16 protein-coding genes are annotated in these 14701 nt (G+C 61.7%); all 16 read left to right on the top strand.

What is annotated here, in order from left to right; translation table 11 throughout:
- Nucleotides 1-50 precede the first annotated feature (50 nt).
- A complete protein-coding gene (sctN, locus tag AO356_RS02730) occupies nucleotides 51-1337 on the top strand; it encodes a type III secretion system ATPase SctN (RefSeq protein WP_060738478.1) in 1287 nt (428 codons plus the stop codon).
- On the top strand, nucleotides 1321-1776 hold the full coding sequence (locus AO356_RS02725; protein ID WP_060738477.1) for a type III secretion protein: 456 nt from the start codon (nucleotides 1321-1323) through the stop codon (nucleotides 1774-1776). The genes sctN and AO356_RS02725 overlap by 17 nt, the downstream gene beginning before the upstream one ends.
- Nucleotides 1773-2642 carry a hypothetical protein gene (locus tag AO356_RS02720; protein ID WP_060738476.1) on the top strand — a complete coding sequence of 290 codons (870 nt, stop codon included), beginning with the start codon at nucleotides 1773-1775 and terminating at the stop codon, nucleotides 2640-2642. Before AO356_RS02725 ends, AO356_RS02720 begins: the two co-directional genes overlap by 4 nt.
- Complete coding sequence (locus tag AO356_RS02715) at nucleotides 2639-3568, top strand: FliM/FliN family flagellar motor switch protein (RefSeq protein ID WP_060738475.1); 930 nt, start codon at nucleotides 2639-2641, stop codon at nucleotides 3566-3568. Before AO356_RS02720 ends, AO356_RS02715 begins: the two co-directional genes overlap by 4 nt.
- Nucleotides 3561-4220: an EscR/YscR/HrcR family type III secretion system export apparatus protein gene (locus AO356_RS02710; RefSeq protein ID WP_060738474.1), complete on the top strand. Its 660-nt coding sequence runs from the start codon at nucleotides 3561-3563 to the stop codon at nucleotides 4218-4220. The genes AO356_RS02715 and AO356_RS02710 overlap by 8 nt, the downstream gene beginning before the upstream one ends.
- Nucleotides 4221-4228: 8 nt before the next feature.
- On the top strand, nucleotides 4229-4483 hold the full coding sequence (locus tag AO356_RS02705; RefSeq protein ID WP_014337351.1) for an EscS/YscS/HrcS family type III secretion system export apparatus protein: 255 nt from the start codon (nucleotides 4229-4231) through the stop codon (nucleotides 4481-4483).
- A 3-nt stretch (nucleotides 4484-4486) separates the two neighbouring features.
- Nucleotides 4487-5290 (top strand): type III secretion system export apparatus subunit SctT, encoded by an 804-nt coding sequence (gene sctT, locus AO356_RS02700; RefSeq protein ID WP_060738473.1) that lies wholly within the window; start codon nucleotides 4487-4489, stop codon nucleotides 5288-5290.
- Nucleotides 5265-6299, top strand: coding sequence for an EscU/YscU/HrcU family type III secretion system export apparatus switch protein (locus AO356_RS02695; RefSeq protein ID WP_060738472.1), 1035 nt, complete (start codon nucleotides 5265-5267; stop codon nucleotides 6297-6299). The genes sctT and AO356_RS02695 overlap by 26 nt, the downstream gene beginning before the upstream one ends.
- A 271-nt stretch (nucleotides 6300-6570) precedes the next feature.
- Complete coding sequence (sicA, locus tag AO356_RS02690; protein ID WP_060738471.1) at nucleotides 6571-7053, top strand: type III secretion system translocator chaperone SicA; 483 nt, start codon at nucleotides 6571-6573, stop codon at nucleotides 7051-7053.
- Between the two features lie 2 nt (nucleotides 7054-7055).
- Nucleotides 7056-8825, top strand: a complete 1770-nt coding sequence (gene sctE, locus AO356_RS02685) for a type III secretion system translocon subunit SctE (protein ID WP_060738470.1) — start codon at nucleotides 7056-7058, stop codon at nucleotides 8823-8825.
- 24 nt (nucleotides 8826-8849) lie between these two features.
- On the top strand, nucleotides 8850-9947 hold the full coding sequence (locus tag AO356_RS02680) for a hypothetical protein (protein WP_060738469.1): 1098 nt from the start codon (nucleotides 8850-8852) through the stop codon (nucleotides 9945-9947).
- A 13-nt stretch (nucleotides 9948-9960) separates the two neighbouring features.
- A complete protein-coding gene (locus tag AO356_RS02675; RefSeq protein ID WP_060738468.1) occupies nucleotides 9961-11067 on the top strand; it encodes an IpaD/SipD/SspD family type III secretion system needle tip protein in 1107 nt (368 codons plus the stop codon).
- Between the two features lie 79 nt (nucleotides 11068-11146).
- Nucleotides 11147-11404, top strand: a complete 258-nt coding sequence (locus AO356_RS02670; RefSeq protein WP_060738467.1) for an acyl carrier protein — start codon at nucleotides 11147-11149, stop codon at nucleotides 11402-11404.
- Between the two features lie 341 nt (nucleotides 11405-11745).
- Nucleotides 11746-12927 (top strand): winged helix-turn-helix domain-containing protein, encoded by a 1182-nt coding sequence (locus AO356_RS02665; RefSeq protein ID WP_237140800.1) that lies wholly within the window; start codon nucleotides 11746-11748, stop codon nucleotides 12925-12927.
- Entirely contained in the window at nucleotides 12924-13388 is a 465-nt protein-coding gene (locus AO356_RS02660) for a transglycosylase SLT domain-containing protein (RefSeq protein WP_060738465.1), read from the top strand. Before AO356_RS02665 ends, AO356_RS02660 begins: the two co-directional genes overlap by 4 nt.
- Nucleotides 13389-13516: 128 nt before the next feature.
- Complete coding sequence (locus AO356_RS02655; protein ID WP_060738464.1) at nucleotides 13517-14695, top strand: PrgH/EprH family type III secretion apparatus protein; 1179 nt, start codon at nucleotides 13517-13519, stop codon at nucleotides 14693-14695.
- Nucleotides 14696-14701 lie beyond the last annotated feature (6 nt).

The following is a 14701-nucleotide window of genomic DNA, read 5'->3' as shown; positions in this document are numbered from 1 at the left end:
TCGCACATCTTTTTGCAGGTTGTTGAAACGCTGGATGAGCAGCCGTGACGATGAGTGTCCAGCTGGAAAGACGGGCGGCCCATCCCTTGCGTTTGAGCGGTCCATTGATCGAGGCGGCGCTGAGTGAGGTGGTGGTCGGCGAAATCTGTGAAGTGCGCCGGCATTGGCGTTCGCCCCAGGTCGCAGCCAGGGCGCAGGTCATCGGCTTCAAGCCCGGCGCGGTGCTGCTCAGTTTGCTGGGCGAGGCGAAAGGCTTGTCCCGGGAATCGATGATCGTGCCCACCGGCTCGACTTTGCAGTTGACGTGCAGTGACGCCTTGCTCGGCAGCGTGGTCGATCCCCAGGGCGTTATCGTCGAGCGCCTGGCGCCGTCGACGGCGGTCACCCAGCGCGATTGTGCGGTGGATGCCGACCCACCGTCGTACCAGCAGCGCCGCCCGGTGGTGGAGCCGCTGCGCACCGGCATTCGCGTCATCGACGGCTTGCTGACCTGCGGCGTCGGCCAGCGCATCGGCATTTTTGCCGCCGCCGGTTCCGGCAAGACCACCTTGATCAACATGCTGATCGAACACACGGACGCGGAGGTTTTTGTCATTGGCCTGATTGGCGAACGCGGGCGCGAAGTCACCGAGTTCATCGAGCATTTGCGCCAGTCGCCCAAGCATTCCCGTTGCGTGGTGGTGTACGCCACGTCGGATTTTTCCTCGGTGGATCGCTGCAACTCGGCGCTGCAGGCCACCACCATCGCCGAGTATTTTCGCGACCAGGGCCGGCGCGTGGTGCTGTTGCTGGACTCGTTGACCCGCTACGCCCGCGCGCGCCGCGACCTGGCCTTGGCCGCCGGTGAAGCACCGGCGCGGCGGGGTTATCCGGCCTCGGTGTTCGATGCCTTGCCGCGCCTGCTGGAACGTCCGGGCGTGACCGCGTCGGGCAGCATCACGGCCTGGTACACCGTGCTGCTGGAAAGCGACGACGAGCCGGATCCGATCGCCGAGGAGATTCGCTCCATTCTCGACGGCCACGTCTACCTGAGCCGTGCCTTGGCCGCCAAGGGGCATTACCCGGCCATCGATGTCTTGCGCAGCGTCAGCCGGGTGGCGACGCAGGTCACTACGCCAGAGGTTCGGCAATTGGCAGCCGCGACTCGCGACGCCCTGGCGCGCCTTGAACAGTTGCAGGTGTTTCTCGACATGGGCGAGTACAGCCCGGGCGCGGACGCGGCCAATGATCACGCGCTGCAACGTCGCGAAGCCCTCGACCAATGGTTGCGCCAGCCGACGGATCAATCCAGTGAGCCAGATGAAACCCTGCGGAGCCTGCATGAAATCATTGCTTGATCGACGACGCCTGCTGGCCTTCAGTCTGTTCCGCCGGCAACGCGGCGAGCAGGCCGTGTTGCGTGTCCAGCGTCAATTGCAGCCGCTGCGCCAGGAACAGTCCGCTGTCGAGGAGCAAGAGGCGGCGCTGCAACGTTTGTTGAGCAGCCATCAAGCCAATGATTGTGTGCTGGATCACGGCCAGTTGTTGGCGCTGTTGCGCACCCAGGCGGTCATCCGGCGACGCATCGACCTGCTGCGTGTCGAGCGTGACCGCGTGGATCAGCAGTACCGGCAGGTCGAGCAACAGTTGCAGGCGCAGCGCGAGCAACTGCGTGGGCTGCAACGCAGACACGACAAGTATGCGCGCGGCGTCCAACAGCTGTTGCGTGGGCAACGGCTCGAGGCGGTGCGCCGCGAAGAACGGGAGCTGGAAGAGATGATCGGAGTGCGGCGATGAACGAGGTCTTTGCAGTGCCCACGGGGCCGGTCCAGGCCCTGGAGCCCGTCGACGAAGGTCCGCTGGATGAGCTGCTGGATCAACTCGTCCCGGTGCAAGAGGATGAACTGCCACAAGGTGTGCTGGACCTGGTGACGGCGCTGATTCTGCCTCGGCGCCCCCTGATGGACGCCGCCCTGACGCTGACCAGGCAGGCGATGAAGGTGGGGCAGGCGGCGCTGGCGGTCGAGCGCGATGAAGCCCGGCCGTTTGGCCGTGATACGGAGGGGGTTGAGCCTGCTGGCAAACGGTGGGTTGCCCGGGAAACCCAGGCTTTTCCACAGGCAGGCCCTCCGTTCGGCAAGTCAACCCAATACGCGTTGCCGCAACGCCTGGAGCCTGTGGTCTCTGGCGTCGATAAAGCGGCGGTGTCGGCATTGGTTGAACCGCTGGCGGTGGAGCCTTTCACTGCACCCCGTCTCGACGAACAACCGTTGCCCCAGGCGCCGATGAGCGCTCAAGGCCCGCGCCAGGCGCCGGCCGTTGCCCCAGCGGCCCTCCCTTCAGCGGCACTACCACCAGCGCCGCCAATGCTTGAGGTGATGGTCGAGGCGTTGCCGGACACGGGCTGGGGCGTGCTGCAAGTACCGTTCAATAGAGGGGCTGCCAGTGGACAGATAACCATTACCCGGGTGCCCGAAGAATCCCCCCGGAGCCTGACGCTCAGCCCCAGCAATACCCTGGTGTTCGAGCAACTCAAGGCGCCTTTCGAGCAGGCCCGGGAACCGGCCTGGCGGCTGACCGACAGTGGCGACGAGCAGTCGCGCCAGGGCTCGCATCAGGCGCCGGATGAGGAGCAGGACGAGCAGGTCGAGCGTCCGGCATGAGCGCGTTGCCGCTACGACGGGTCGAGCCGTTGGCCCATGCCCATGCCCAGGCCCAGGCGGTTCAACGTTGGCGACGGGCCGGTCGTGGTACGGGGTTGGGCCAGGTGCCAGGGCATGACGGCTATTTGCGTTTTTGCGCCCACGGCGACGGCGGCCACTGGCAAGGGTTGATCGCGGCCCATGACTGGCTGTATCGCGCGCTTCCACAGTTGCAATCGTTACTGAAGGTGGAGACGTCGTTGATGAATATCGTCGAGTTGTTTCGGGCGCTGCCACGTCCCTTGCTGCTGGAGGTGGAGGAGCTGCAGTACCGGGCGCTGTCCGACATCGAATGCGTCGCCCCGGCGCGATTGCCTACCTGCGAGCTGCCCTGGCTCGAAACCCCACGGGGGCGCCTGTGGTTGCTGCAACTACCGCCGACACCCGTTGCCAGCGAGCGCGTGGGTGTCGATTCATGGCTGGACGAATTGCCGTTGCGCCTGGAGTTGATGCTCGGCGTCAGCCACCTGAGCCGCGCCAGCCGGATGCGCCTGGAAGAGGGCGATGTCGTGCGCATCGTCCAGGGTTCTCAGCGCTGTTGGCTGGCCGACTACTGCCTTGGCACTTTCACCTTTACCCAGGAGGGTCTACACATGCAACCGAGCGTGACCGATGCCAATGCGGATAACCCGCCAGAAACCGACGCGACGATCGACCTGGGAGCGCTCCCGGTGCGCCTGGAGTTCCTGCTCCCCAGCCATGAAACCGACCTGGCCACCTTGTCGCGCATCATCGATGGGCAACTGATCCCGCTGACCGAGGACGCGGCGCGGCACATCGAGGTGCGGGCCAACGGCAAGCCGGTGGCCCGCGGGGAGCTGGTGCGGTTGGACGGTCAGTTGGGTGTCGAATTGCTCCAGGTCTATCGGGCCAGCGCCGATGAATGATGTCTCGCTGATCGCGCTGTTGGCGTTCGCGTCGCTGCTGCCGTTCCTGGTGGCGGCGGGCACGTGCTACCTCAAGTTTTCCATTGTGTTCATCATCGTGCGCAACGCGTTGGGCCTGCAGCAGGTGCCGTCGAACATGGCGCTCAATGCGATTGCGTTGATGCTGGCGATTTTCGTCATGACGCCGGTCATGAAGCAGGGCCATGACTACTACAAGCGCGAGGCGGTGGCCTTTACCGATGTCGAGTCGGTGGTGAACTTCGCCGAGAACGGCCTGGGCAGTTACAAGGATTACCTGCGCACCTACACCGACCCGGAACTGGCGCAGTTTTTCGAGCGGGCCCAGGCGCTCCAGGATGAATCCGACGTGGGCCTGCCTGCCGATGAAGAACTTGAGCCCTCGCTGTTTGCGCTGTTGCCGGCCTATGCCCTGAGTGAAATCAAGAGTGCCTTCAAGATTGGCTTCTACCTGTACTTGCCCTTCGTGATCGTCGACCTGGTGATCTCCAGCATCCTGCTGGCGCTGGGCATGATGATGATGAGCCCGGTGATCATTTCCGTGCCGATCAAACTGGTGCTGTTTGTCGCGCTGGATGGTTGGGCGCTGCTGTCGACCGGGCTGGTCAAGCAATACCTGACCTTGCTGGCCTAGGTGCACCGATGAACGATCTGGTCTATGCCGGCAACAAAACCCTGTACCTGATCCTGCTGATGGTGGCCTGGCCGATCATCGTCGCCACCGTGGTCGGCCTGGTGGTCGGATTGATCCAGACCGTGACCCAGTTGCAGGAACAGACGCTGCCGTTTGGTTTCAAGTTGTTGGCGGTGGCGGCGTGCCTGTTCCTGCTGTCGGGCTGGTACGGCGAAACGCTGCTGGATTTCAGTCGTGAAGTTATCCGCCTGGCGTTGAGCTAGCCGATGTCGGTGGCGTTGTTTTTCGACCTGTACGCCTGGTTCGCCGCAGCGGTCCTGGGTGTGGCGCGGCTGGCACCGATTTTTTTCATGTTGCCGTTTCTCAACAGTGGTGTGCTCACCGGTGTCGCGCGTCAGGCGGTGATTGTTCTGGTGGCGCTGGGGTTCTGGCGCTACATCGGTGTGCCCGCACCCGCCCTCGACAGCCTGGCGTTCCTCGGCCTGGTGCTGCGCGAGGCGAGTATCGGCGTGCTGTTGGGAATGCTGTTGGGCTGGCCGTTCTGGGTGTTGCACGCCATGGGCAACCTGATCGACAACCAGCGCGGGGCGATGCTCAGCAGCACCATGGATCCGGCCAACGGTGTCGACACCTCGGAGCTGGCGAATTTTCTCCAGTTGTTTGCCGCGGCGGTGTATCTCGCCGGTGGCGGGATGCTGTTGATGCTCGAAACCGTTGGCCACAGTTATCGCCTGTGTGCACCGGTGAGCGGCTGTCAGCTGCACTTGCCGGCGGTCCTGGGGTTGCTGGATGCGCTGGTGAGCAAGACGCTGGTCATCAGTGCGCCGGTGGTGGCGACCTTGCTGGTCAGCGAGGCGCTGCTGGGTTTGCTTTCGCGCTATGCGCCGCAGATGAACGCCTTCTCCGTGTCGCTGACGGTCAAGAGCCTGGTGGCGTTGGTGGTGCTGATGCTGTACTTCGGCGTGCATCTGCCGGACGAAGTCTTGCGCATGGGCACGATGGCCGACGGTGTGGCGCAGGCGCTGGGCGGCGGGGAGGAGGGTGATGTCATCCAGCGCCTCGAAGACTGAGAAACCCACGGCCAAGCGCTTGCGCGATGCCGCGCGCAAAGGGCAGACGTTCAAGGCCAAGGACCTGGTCATCACCTGCCTGACCCTCTGCGGCATCAGCTACATGGTGTTCAACAGCTCGTTAGTCGAGGTCATGGAGGTCTACCGGCGGATCATCGCCAGCGATTTTGACGCCGACCTGCAGGCCTATTCGGTGATGCTGGTGCTGATCGGCCTCAAGGCGTTGCTGCCGTTGTTGTTGGTCTGCGTGCTGACCAGTGCGTTACCGGCATTGCTGCAAAGCGGTTTTGCCTTGGCCAGCGAAGCCTTGAAGCTAAACCTGGGTGCGTTGAACCCGATCAATGGCTTCAAAAAACTGTTCAGCCTGCGCACGGTGAAGGACACGCTCAAGGCGCTGTTGTACCTGGGCAGTTTCGCCATGGCGCTGTGGGTCGTCTGGATCACCCAGCGGCAATTGATCTTCGCCCAACTGTTCGTCCAGGCACCGGCGTTGTTCGCGATCTGGGGGCGTTTGTTGCTGGTGTTGGTGCTGGCATTTCTCGCCTGTGTCCTGCTGATCGTCGTGCTCGATGCCCTCAGCGAGTACTGGTTGTTCATGAAAGACCAGATGATGGACAAGGATTCGGTCAAGCGTGAACACAAGGAGCAGGACGGCAACCCACAGATCAAGGGGCGCCGTCGCGACCTGCACATGGAGCTGTTGTCGGAGCAGGTCAAGTCCGATGTGCGCAGCTCGCGGATGATCATCGCCAACCCGACCCACATTGCCATCGGCGTGTATTTCCGCCCGGAAATCACCCTGCTGCCGTTCATTTCCCTGATGGAAACCAACCAGCGTGCCCTGGCGGTCCGGGCATACGCCAAGGAAGTCGGGGTGCCGGTGATCAACGACGTCGCCTTGGCCCGACGGATCTTCAAGACCCACCAGCGCTACAGCTTTCTGCAGGTGCAGGAAGTCGAGGAGGTGCTGCGCCTGTTGATCTGGCTGGAGCAGGTCGAACAGGCCTGAAGCCAGGCAAAGCCCCTGTGGCGAGGGAGCAAGCTCGCGCTGGGCCTGTAGGAGCTGTCGAGCGGAGCGAGGCTGCGATCTTTCCCCTGGCACTTGAGTCTCAAGCGAAAGATCAAAAGATCGCAGGCTTCGCCAGCTCCTACACAGCCCAGCGCGAGCTTGCTCCCTCGCCACAAAGGGATTGATGAGCGCAATTTGGCAGCGAGGCCTATCGGTGTTTTGGCCCAATGCACCGGTCAGCGACGCTGACGTTTTTTCAGGAGTGTGGCTGATGAGTCGTGACAACAAACAAGACGAGCAGGTGGCCCTGGACGTCGTCGACGCGGTGCTCGGTGGCGCGGCGTTGAAGGACGTGCAAGGCCTCAGTGACGAGCACATGGACAGTCTCTATGCCTTCGCCTTCCAGTTCTACGAACAGGGGCGGCTGGACGATGCCGAGAAGTTCTTTCACTTCCTGTGCATCTACGACTTCTACAACAGCCATTACTGGATGGGACTGGCGGCGGTGCACCAGCTCAAGCAAAACCACCAAAAGGCAATCGACCTGTATGCCATCGCCTTTGCCCAAGGCAGCAACGACTACCGGCCGATGCTCTACACCGGCCAATGTCATCTGGCCCTGGGCAAGGTCGGCAAGGCTCGGTTGTGTTTCGAGTATGTGCTTGAGCAAGCCCCGCAAGACGACCTGCGCGAGCAGGCCAAGGTGTATCTCGACACCCTGGCCCACATGGAACAGCACTGTTCGGAGGACTGAACATGAGTGAGATAAGGGCTGCATTTAACCCGGCACTTCACGGCACGATGAGCCGCAGCGAGGCCTTTGAAAAATACGCCGCGGCGGCCAGCAAGGCCGCTCGGACCGCGGACTTCCAGGAGGCCGGCCAAAAAGCGCTGGCGGACCTGATGTCAGTGAAATACGAAGGTCAAACCGGCACATCCGCCGCCTCTACAGGCCGGCCCATGCTACATGCGCCGCCACCGCGCGCCGATGGCAACAAACAGGAAACCAACGGCGACCTGTTCACCCTGTTGATGGCGATGATCAGCGAGCTGATCGGCGAGGTCGACGTCAAAAAACTGAAAAATCGCCTGGCCATGCTGCAGAGCATGGCCGGCGCCAGGCAACAGGCCCATGAAAACCTGTCGGCTGAATACACCGCCGCCGTCGAGGCCATGACGGCGGCCGAGGGCAACGTCGGGAGCAGCCAGGAACACCTCGATCAATTGCAGGAGCGGGTCCTGCATGTCCAGGCGTTGCTTCAAGAAAGCGAGGCGCGACTGGCGCAGCTGGACCCGGAGTCCCCCGAATATGCCCAGGAGCTGGCCCGGCGCGACCAGATCCGCGGCGACTTGACCAGCCAGGTCCAGACCCTGCAGACCGCCACCGATGCGCATCTGAAACTGATCGAGGTCGCCAACGCCTGCGCGAAAACGGTGAGCGTGGTGTTCGGCAAAGTGCTGGTGTTCAGCGCCACGAGTTCGACCCCCAAGCAAACCGACGAACAGGCCCTCAGCAGCAGTGCGCTGGCGCTATTGAACCGCTTGAAAATCATCGAGTTGCTCGGCGAGTCGGCGCAAAGCAAAGAGGAGCTCAGCCAGGAGCTGTTCCAGGAACTGCAAGCCAGGCTCCAGGCGCACATGCAGCGCGAGTCGGAAAAGTACCTGGAAGAAGTCCGCAAGGCCGAGGCCCTGCAAAAGACCATGGGCTGCATCGGCAAGATCGTCGGGGCGATCTTGACCGTGGCGACCATCGCCGCCGGTGTCTTGACCGCCAACCCGGTGCTCATCGCCGTGGGCGTGGTCGGCGCGGCCGTGATGATTGCCGACTCGGTGATCCAGGACAAAACCGGCGTGTCGTTCATGGCCGAAGCGATGAAGCCGCTGACCCTCGTCATGCAGGAAGCCATCAAGCTGTTCACCGAGATCTATACCAAGATGCTGATAGAGCTGGGCGTCGATGAAGACAAGGCCAAGGAAATCGCGCAGATCGCCGGCATGATCCAGGGTGTCGTTTCGACGCTGGCTGCCGTCGCGCTGGTGGCCGTGGTCGGGGTGCAGGTGATCGGGCCGATGGTCAGTGCCGTCGCCTCGAAACTGGCGTCGGTGGCCGCCCAGGCCGCGCCCGCCGCCATGCAAGCGATGAAGCAAGTGGCAAGCTCGGTCGGCAACACGCTGACCCAGATGCTCACCCAGTTGCGCGGCTTCATCACCAACGGTGCCGATCCGGTATTGCTGGCCCGTTATGCCGCCAACCTGGAAATCGCCCAGGCCGTCACCGAGTTCGGCCATGTCGCGGTGCAGGGCGGGCTGCAGATCAAAAGCGGCCAGCACCAGGCCCAGGCTGCCGTGCACCTGGCCGATGTGCGGGTACGCATGGCAATCAGCGAGGAAATCAGCGCCTACCTGACCCAAGTGGTCAGCAACTATGGCCAGGCGATGCAGGAACGAACCCGCCAGATCGAGCACTTGTTTGCCGATATGCAACGCAGCCATTCCGTCAGCCTGCAAATGGTCAGGCATGTTTGAAATCACGGACAACAGGTATCTACGATGAGCACTATTTACGTTCCAACCACCATCGCATCCCCTGTCATTGACCACGACCGGATCAATGACGCAGGGCTGAGCGAGTTGATCGCCCAAGAGCAATTTTCAAAACGCAAATCCCTTGAGGATTCGCCGATCCTCGACCAGATCGCTGCAAAGCAAATCCTCCAGAACGGTCACTTCGCAGGCCCTTCGGCTGCGGAACTGGGAAGCCGGATCAACGCCTACCAGCCCACTGAATCGGACCAGGAGGACTTCGCTGAAGCGTTGTTGATGGTCAGCGATGACGTGCGCACCGACCTGGCATTTGACCCGGGCGCCTGGGAGAAACACGCCAACGTCCTGGTGGCCGCGATCATTGCCTTGAACGTCGCGCGGGTCGCCAATGCGCAACTGCGCGGCCACTTCAGCGTCATGGCTTCTGAGGCGGCGAAATCCCAGGGCGCGGCCATTGTCGAGTCGGGCCGGGCGGCGCTGAACAGCGCCATCACCGGCGCGGTGGTGTCCGGCGCCATCGCCGGGTTTGCCATGGTCAAGACCTTCCAGGGCCAGGCGTTGAAGCATGCCGACATCGACGTGAACCGTCGTAATGCCATGGATGCCGGCAACCTGGAACGCGACCTCACGTTGGAACGCGGTCGCAATGAGTGGAACCCGCAGACCACCTACAAGATCAAGACCTTCGATGATTTCGCTCGGCCGAAAACGGTCGACTTCAAACCCAAGGGTTCGACACTGACGGACAAGGAACGTGCCTGGTTCGACGGGGAGATCCTCAAGGCCCAGAAGGTCGGCCAGACCTCCGACTGGCTGAGCCAGATGGGCAGCAAGGGGATCGAAAGGAAACTGGAAATCGGCCGCGCCCTCAGCGCCCTGTCGATGAGCTTCAGCCAAGTGGTCACGAACATGGTGCGTCTGACCGAGTTCGCGGCGAAGGAGAAAGAAGTGCTGATGCAAAGTGCGCAAAGCAGCCAGAAGAGCCTGGCTGATGAAGTCAGCCAGAGGGATGGGGCCGACGCGGCGCTGCTGCAAAAAATGATGGACACGGTGATGCAGATTTTCCAATCCCGTAGCGATGGCATTCGTGCCGTGACGGCGTGAAGGAGCGAGGCCTATGGAAATCACTCAATCTATTCGTTCGCCTATCGTACTGCTGCCGAACGTGGAGGCCATCACCGATGCAGCCCCGCCTCCAGACGTACCGGCTGAGATTCAAACGGTCAGTTCCCTGACGAATCTGCTCGATCGGTCCATGAACGCAATGAACCGCAGCCTTGGTCATCTGCTCAAGTGCCCGTCCATCATCGCCAAGCCAGTGCAGGGCGATGCCGCCGAGTCCACGACGCAGCACCTCGTCGCGGAGTTTGTCGAACTGATCCACGCCAAACGTGATCGAGCACAAATGTGGGCCGTACAGGTGCGCCAATGCGTTGCCGTGATGACCCACAGCCAGGGCACGGGGCTTCTGGACAACAGCCAGCGCCAGCAACTCAATGACGAACAAGGCAAGATCCTCCGAGCCCTCCAGGAACACCTGGAGCAGGACAAGCCCCTCGAGATCGCCGAGGCCTTGGATGCGACGATAAACTCATCGAACGACTTCTTCGACAAACTCCTTGAGCTGATCGACCTGATCAAGAACGGCTACCTCGCCGGCTACGAACACATCATCTCGGCCTATTCGGACTTCTTCTCCGATTTCAACACCGAAATCACCGCGATGATGAAGGATTGGGTCGAAGGGGTTAACGACGGTAAAGAGGTCGAGTTAAGTGCGGGCCCGTTGCGCGAGGCACTGGAAAAACTGATTGCAAAATATTCCCTGCCCAACCCTGCCGCCATGCTCTTTCCGGCCCCCCCCGATACCGGAGCGAGCAAGGAAGACGCGGAAAAATGGCTCAAGGCGCTGGGCCTGCCTGACAGTTGCCTTCAGCAGAATCCCAAGCCGAACGGTCCCTGGTGCGTGGTCATCGACATCGGGCCGTTGAATGTGATGCACGAGGGGCTGAAGGATTATGGCGACAAGGTAAAGCTCGATACGGCCGCATTCAACGCCTGGCAAACCGGCTTCAACGCCCAGGAGGAACTTCTGAAAAACAGATTGCAGTCCTTCACGCAGAAGTATTCGAACGCCAACGCTTATCACGATAACTTCAATAAGACTTTGTCGGCGCATTTGAATCAGTATGCGGATATGTTGAGGGCGATGTTGAACTTCTAAGGTCGAGCAACGGCTGCAATATTCAATCTGGCATGGCGTGTACTGTTCCACGTCTGTCAGATTCTTTTCAGGAAAGAAAATGTCAGAAAATCTAAGCGAAAGTATCCAGGCCGTCATCAAATCATTGGCGCTTGGTATTCCCCCCAGTGATCGGGTCATTGGCGATGCTTCGCGGTTGGTCGAGGACCTGTTTATCGATTCCATGAGTCTGGTGGAGCTTGTCCTGGCGCTTAATAACGCTTTCGGTATCGAGCTGCCCGAAGGTGAGGTGGAGGTGTGGAGGACAGTGCAGGATGTAGTCGATTCGGTGCAGAGGCATATAGGGAATAGCCCTTGATGGGTACCTATCCAGGGGGTAAAGCGTTTTTAATATTCATTGCCGTGTTTGTTCGCTCTTTGCGGTGTGGTTAAGTTTTATATCTTGATTTTATTGAGTGCCTTCCTACGGTTTTCGTCGCGGTTTCCTACGTTAATAACGTTCAGCGACCTACGGAATCCTCCTACGCATCTTCCTATAGTCAAGCAGCTCGTCATCCCGGGCCTGTCACACCCACAGGCTCACGCGCGCTTCAGTAACTTTCTATAGAGAAGTTTCAAAGTATGGACAGTGCAACTGATCAACCGCTGGTCAAGTCATTCGTTTTTGACCACTGGCTATTGCAAAGCGATGGAACGCTGATGCGAGATGGACAAGGCGTTCATGTTCCACCCAAAGAGCTGCACGTACTGCGTCTGTTGTTGAAGTCGGCGGGTACGGTCGTCAGCAAGGATTTTCTGCTGGACCATGTCTGGCCCCGGATGGATGCGGCGGAGGAGTCGTTGACCCGTTGTATCTACGCATTGCGCAAGTTGTTCAAGGAGAACAAGGGCTACATTGCGACGGTTTACGGCCAGGGTTATCGGTTCACCGGTTCCGTGGTCGAGCTCGACGTACCGAGCGAGGCGAGAGCGGTGGCGCCTTCGCTGGCGGTGTTGCCTTTTCGCAATCTGGACGAGATCGCGGCGCTGGATCTGCAGGATCTGATGATCCGCCAACTGACCACGGCGTTCGGTGAGGCATTGCATGTCATTCCCTCGGGTCTGATCGCGGCCTGCGGGGCTTCGGACGACGTGCGGTCGTTGGCCGGGCAGTTGTCGGCGGATTATTGCTTGAACGGTCGTTTTATCGGTGCGGGCGGGTTGCAACACTGGTCGATCGAGTTGATTCGTGGACGCGACCAGGCCTTGCTGCACGGTCAGACGCTGGATGCCTGGGATCCGGGGGAGGCGCTGGGTACGTTGACATGCCTGGTTGCCCAGCACGTACCGGGGCTGCGGCCGGTCGGTGATCGCTGCGGGTCCTATCCGGTGGCGGTGGCGTATCTCAATGGCTTGTGCAGCGTGCAACAGCACACGGTGCAAAGCCTGTGCGATGCCCGGGTGCTGTTCAGGCAGTGTTTGAAACTCGATGCCGGGTACGCGCCACCCTGGTGTGGTCTGGCGGATGTGTGGCTGGGGCAGGCGATGATGGGCCTGGGTGACCCGGAGCGCGCCATCGAAGAGGCGCATTCGGCGGTTTCCAGTGCGTTGGCGCTGGACCCTGGCAGCATCCCGGCGTTGACACGCCTGGCGTTGCTTACCAGTTTGCGCGGCTGCGAGCAGGCGGCCCAAGTGTTGTTCCGGCGCTGCCTGTTGTCGGCCGATCAGGCGGACGTGCTGTATTTTCATGCCTGGCATCACTGGTTCTGGCAACGCAACGAGCAGGCGCTGCAAGTGCTTGACCAGTGTCTGGCGCATGATCCGGGCTGTGTTCGGGCGCAGATCTTGCGGGCGCGCATTCATGAACAGCCGGTGTGGATCCGCGAGAGACGCCTGGCATGACGCGGCGCAGCAAACCGTGGTTATGCCTGCCGGTGTGTCTCGGCCTGGGGTTTGGCATGGCCCAGGCGCACGCCTGGTGCTGGAGCAAGGCGGGACAATTGCACGCCATCGAACCCGAACTGCTTCAGGCGATTGCCGAGGTCGAGTCGGGCCTGCGCTCGGATGCCATCAACCACAACCGCGATGGCACCCGCGATATCGGGCTGATGCAGATCAACAGCATCCATCTCCCACGGCTGAGCACCCAGGGCATTACCGAACAACGCCTGCTGGACGATCCTTGCCTGTCGGTGGAGGTCGGGGCGTCGGTGCTGGCCGGGTTCATCACCCGTTATGGCTATAACTGGACGGCGGTCGGTGCCTACAACGCTGGCAATTCTCCCCGGCGCCAGGCCGCGCGCCTGCGTTATGCGCGCAAGGTCTGGCAGCGCTATCAAGTGTTTACCCAGGCCCGACGATGACCGCGCCATGACCAGGCCGGCGCAGGATTCTGATCCTTTGCCGCACGCTATCGGCAGAATCCGATCAGGAAGCCGGCGGCCGGCCTTTCTACCATGGCAGCTCATTTGACTGCTCTGGAGCCTGGACGGTGACAGTCCTGACAGCCCCCACGCCACAGCCCTGTGTCCTGCGGATACTCAATGGTCCCTTGCAGGGCTGCGAGTTTCCCCTTGGCGAAGGCACGACCCTGTTCATCGTTGGGGCGGTGAATGTGCTCGCAGAAGGCTCACATTCAGCCAGCGTGCCGGCGGATGCTTTCTTCGTGCCCCTGGAGGACGGCGGGTGCAATTTCGAGGTGCTGGCCGATCAGGTCACGCCAGACGGTTTGCCGCTGCGGCTGCTCGGCGACCCCGTGCAAGTCCGGCAGTGTGCCTTCCAGTCCAGGGTGCAGATCGACGGCCTGTATATCGCCTTGCGTCCTGAAGACCAGCCTTGGGCGCCGGAGTTGCTCGATTCGCCACTCGACGCCCGGGGAGAGACTGGCGTGCTGCTGGGTGGGCGCCGGCGGTGGCTGCGCGGGCTTGGCGGCGCTCTGGCGTTGGCGGTAGCGATCGTCGCGATCAGCCTCTGGTGGATGCCGACGCCTGCGCCTGAAACCGATGTGCGTGAGCTGATGGCGGGCGCCAGTGCGCAGGTCCAGGTGCTGCGCGGGCGTGATCAGGGGGTTTATGTCTTTGTGGCGTCCGAGCGCGATGCCGGCTGGAGCCGACAGGTGCTGACGCGCCACGCCACCTTGAGCGGGCACGTGCGGGTGATGGACCAGGAGCGGCGCCGGCTGGAGCAGGTGCTGGTGGACCATGATCCGCAACTGGCCTGGCATTTCCTCGACCTCAAGGACCCGTCGGTGCCGCGGCTGCTGCTCAGCGCGCAACGCAACCTGCTCACGCCGGACCAGCAGGCCAGGCTGCTCGAGACCTTGCTCGCGGCGGCGCCGTATGCCCGCGACGTCGTGCTGCAAGTGCAGGATGACGCGCTGCTCGCCGATCTGGCCCAGGGCGGTTTGCAGCGTCTTTCGCTGACCTTCAGTCGGGTCGAGCATGGGGACAGTGTCACGTTTGCCGTCGCGGGCGATTTGCAGGATGCCGAACTGGCTGCCGCCCGCCAGTACGTCGACGATTTTTACCGGCAGTGGGGTGGCCGCTACGTGCATTTCACTGTCGAGCTCAGGGACGACGGACTCAAGGGCAAGTCGTTCCAAACCGGCCCGCAGGGCTACGTCAAGACGAGCGCTTCGTCCTGGCATTTCTCCAACATGCAGAGTGAATAACGAATG

The organism is Pseudomonas fluorescens (genome assembly GCF_001307275.1).
Taxonomy (GTDB): domain Bacteria; phylum Pseudomonadota; class Gammaproteobacteria; order Pseudomonadales; family Pseudomonadaceae; genus Aquipseudomonas; species Aquipseudomonas fluorescens_AA.
The sequence above is the reverse complement of the archived record's forward strand: the minus strand, read 5'-3'. Positions and strand labels throughout refer to the sequence as shown.

Excerpts from the sequence above, each read along its gene's own strand:
- AO356_RS02660 (WP_060738465.1), top strand. The coding sequence starts at position 12,924 with ATGACGCGGCGCAGCAAACCGTGGTTATGCCTGCCGGTGTGTCTCGGC.
- AO356_RS02680 (WP_060738469.1), top strand. The coding sequence starts at position 8,850 with ATGAGCACTATTTACGTTCCAACCACCATCGCATCCCCTGTCATTGAC.
- sctN (WP_060738478.1), top strand. The coding sequence starts at position 51 with ATGAGTGTCCAGCTGGAAAGACGGGCGGCCCATCCCTTGCGTTTGAGC.
- AO356_RS02695 (WP_060738472.1), top strand. The coding sequence starts at position 5,265 with ATGTCATCCAGCGCCTCGAAGACTGAGAAACCCACGGCCAAGCGCTTG.
- sctE (WP_060738470.1), top strand. The coding sequence starts at position 7,056 with ATGAGTGAGATAAGGGCTGCATTTAACCCGGCACTTCACGGCACGATG.
- AO356_RS02675 (WP_060738468.1), top strand. The coding sequence starts at position 9,961 with ATGGAAATCACTCAATCTATTCGTTCGCCTATCGTACTGCTGCCGAAC.
- AO356_RS02670 (WP_060738467.1), top strand. The coding sequence starts at position 11,147 with ATGTCAGAAAATCTAAGCGAAAGTATCCAGGCCGTCATCAAATCATTG.
- AO356_RS02705 (WP_014337351.1), top strand. The coding sequence starts at position 4,229 with ATGAACGATCTGGTCTATGCCGGCAACAAAACCCTGTACCTGATCCTG.
- sctT (WP_060738473.1), top strand. The coding sequence starts at position 4,487 with ATGTCGGTGGCGTTGTTTTTCGACCTGTACGCCTGGTTCGCCGCAGCG.
- AO356_RS02665 (WP_237140800.1), top strand. The coding sequence starts at position 11,746 with ATGCGAGATGGACAAGGCGTTCATGTTCCACCCAAAGAGCTGCACGTA.
- AO356_RS02725 (WP_060738477.1), top strand. The coding sequence starts at position 1,321 with ATGAAATCATTGCTTGATCGACGACGCCTGCTGGCCTTCAGTCTGTTC.
- sicA (WP_060738471.1), top strand. The coding sequence starts at position 6,571 with ATGAGTCGTGACAACAAACAAGACGAGCAGGTGGCCCTGGACGTCGTC.
- AO356_RS02710 (WP_060738474.1), top strand. The coding sequence starts at position 3,561 with ATGAATGATGTCTCGCTGATCGCGCTGTTGGCGTTCGCGTCGCTGCTG.
- AO356_RS02715 (WP_060738475.1), top strand. The coding sequence starts at position 2,639 with ATGAGCGCGTTGCCGCTACGACGGGTCGAGCCGTTGGCCCATGCCCAT.
- AO356_RS02720 (WP_060738476.1), top strand. The coding sequence starts at position 1,773 with ATGAACGAGGTCTTTGCAGTGCCCACGGGGCCGGTCCAGGCCCTGGAG.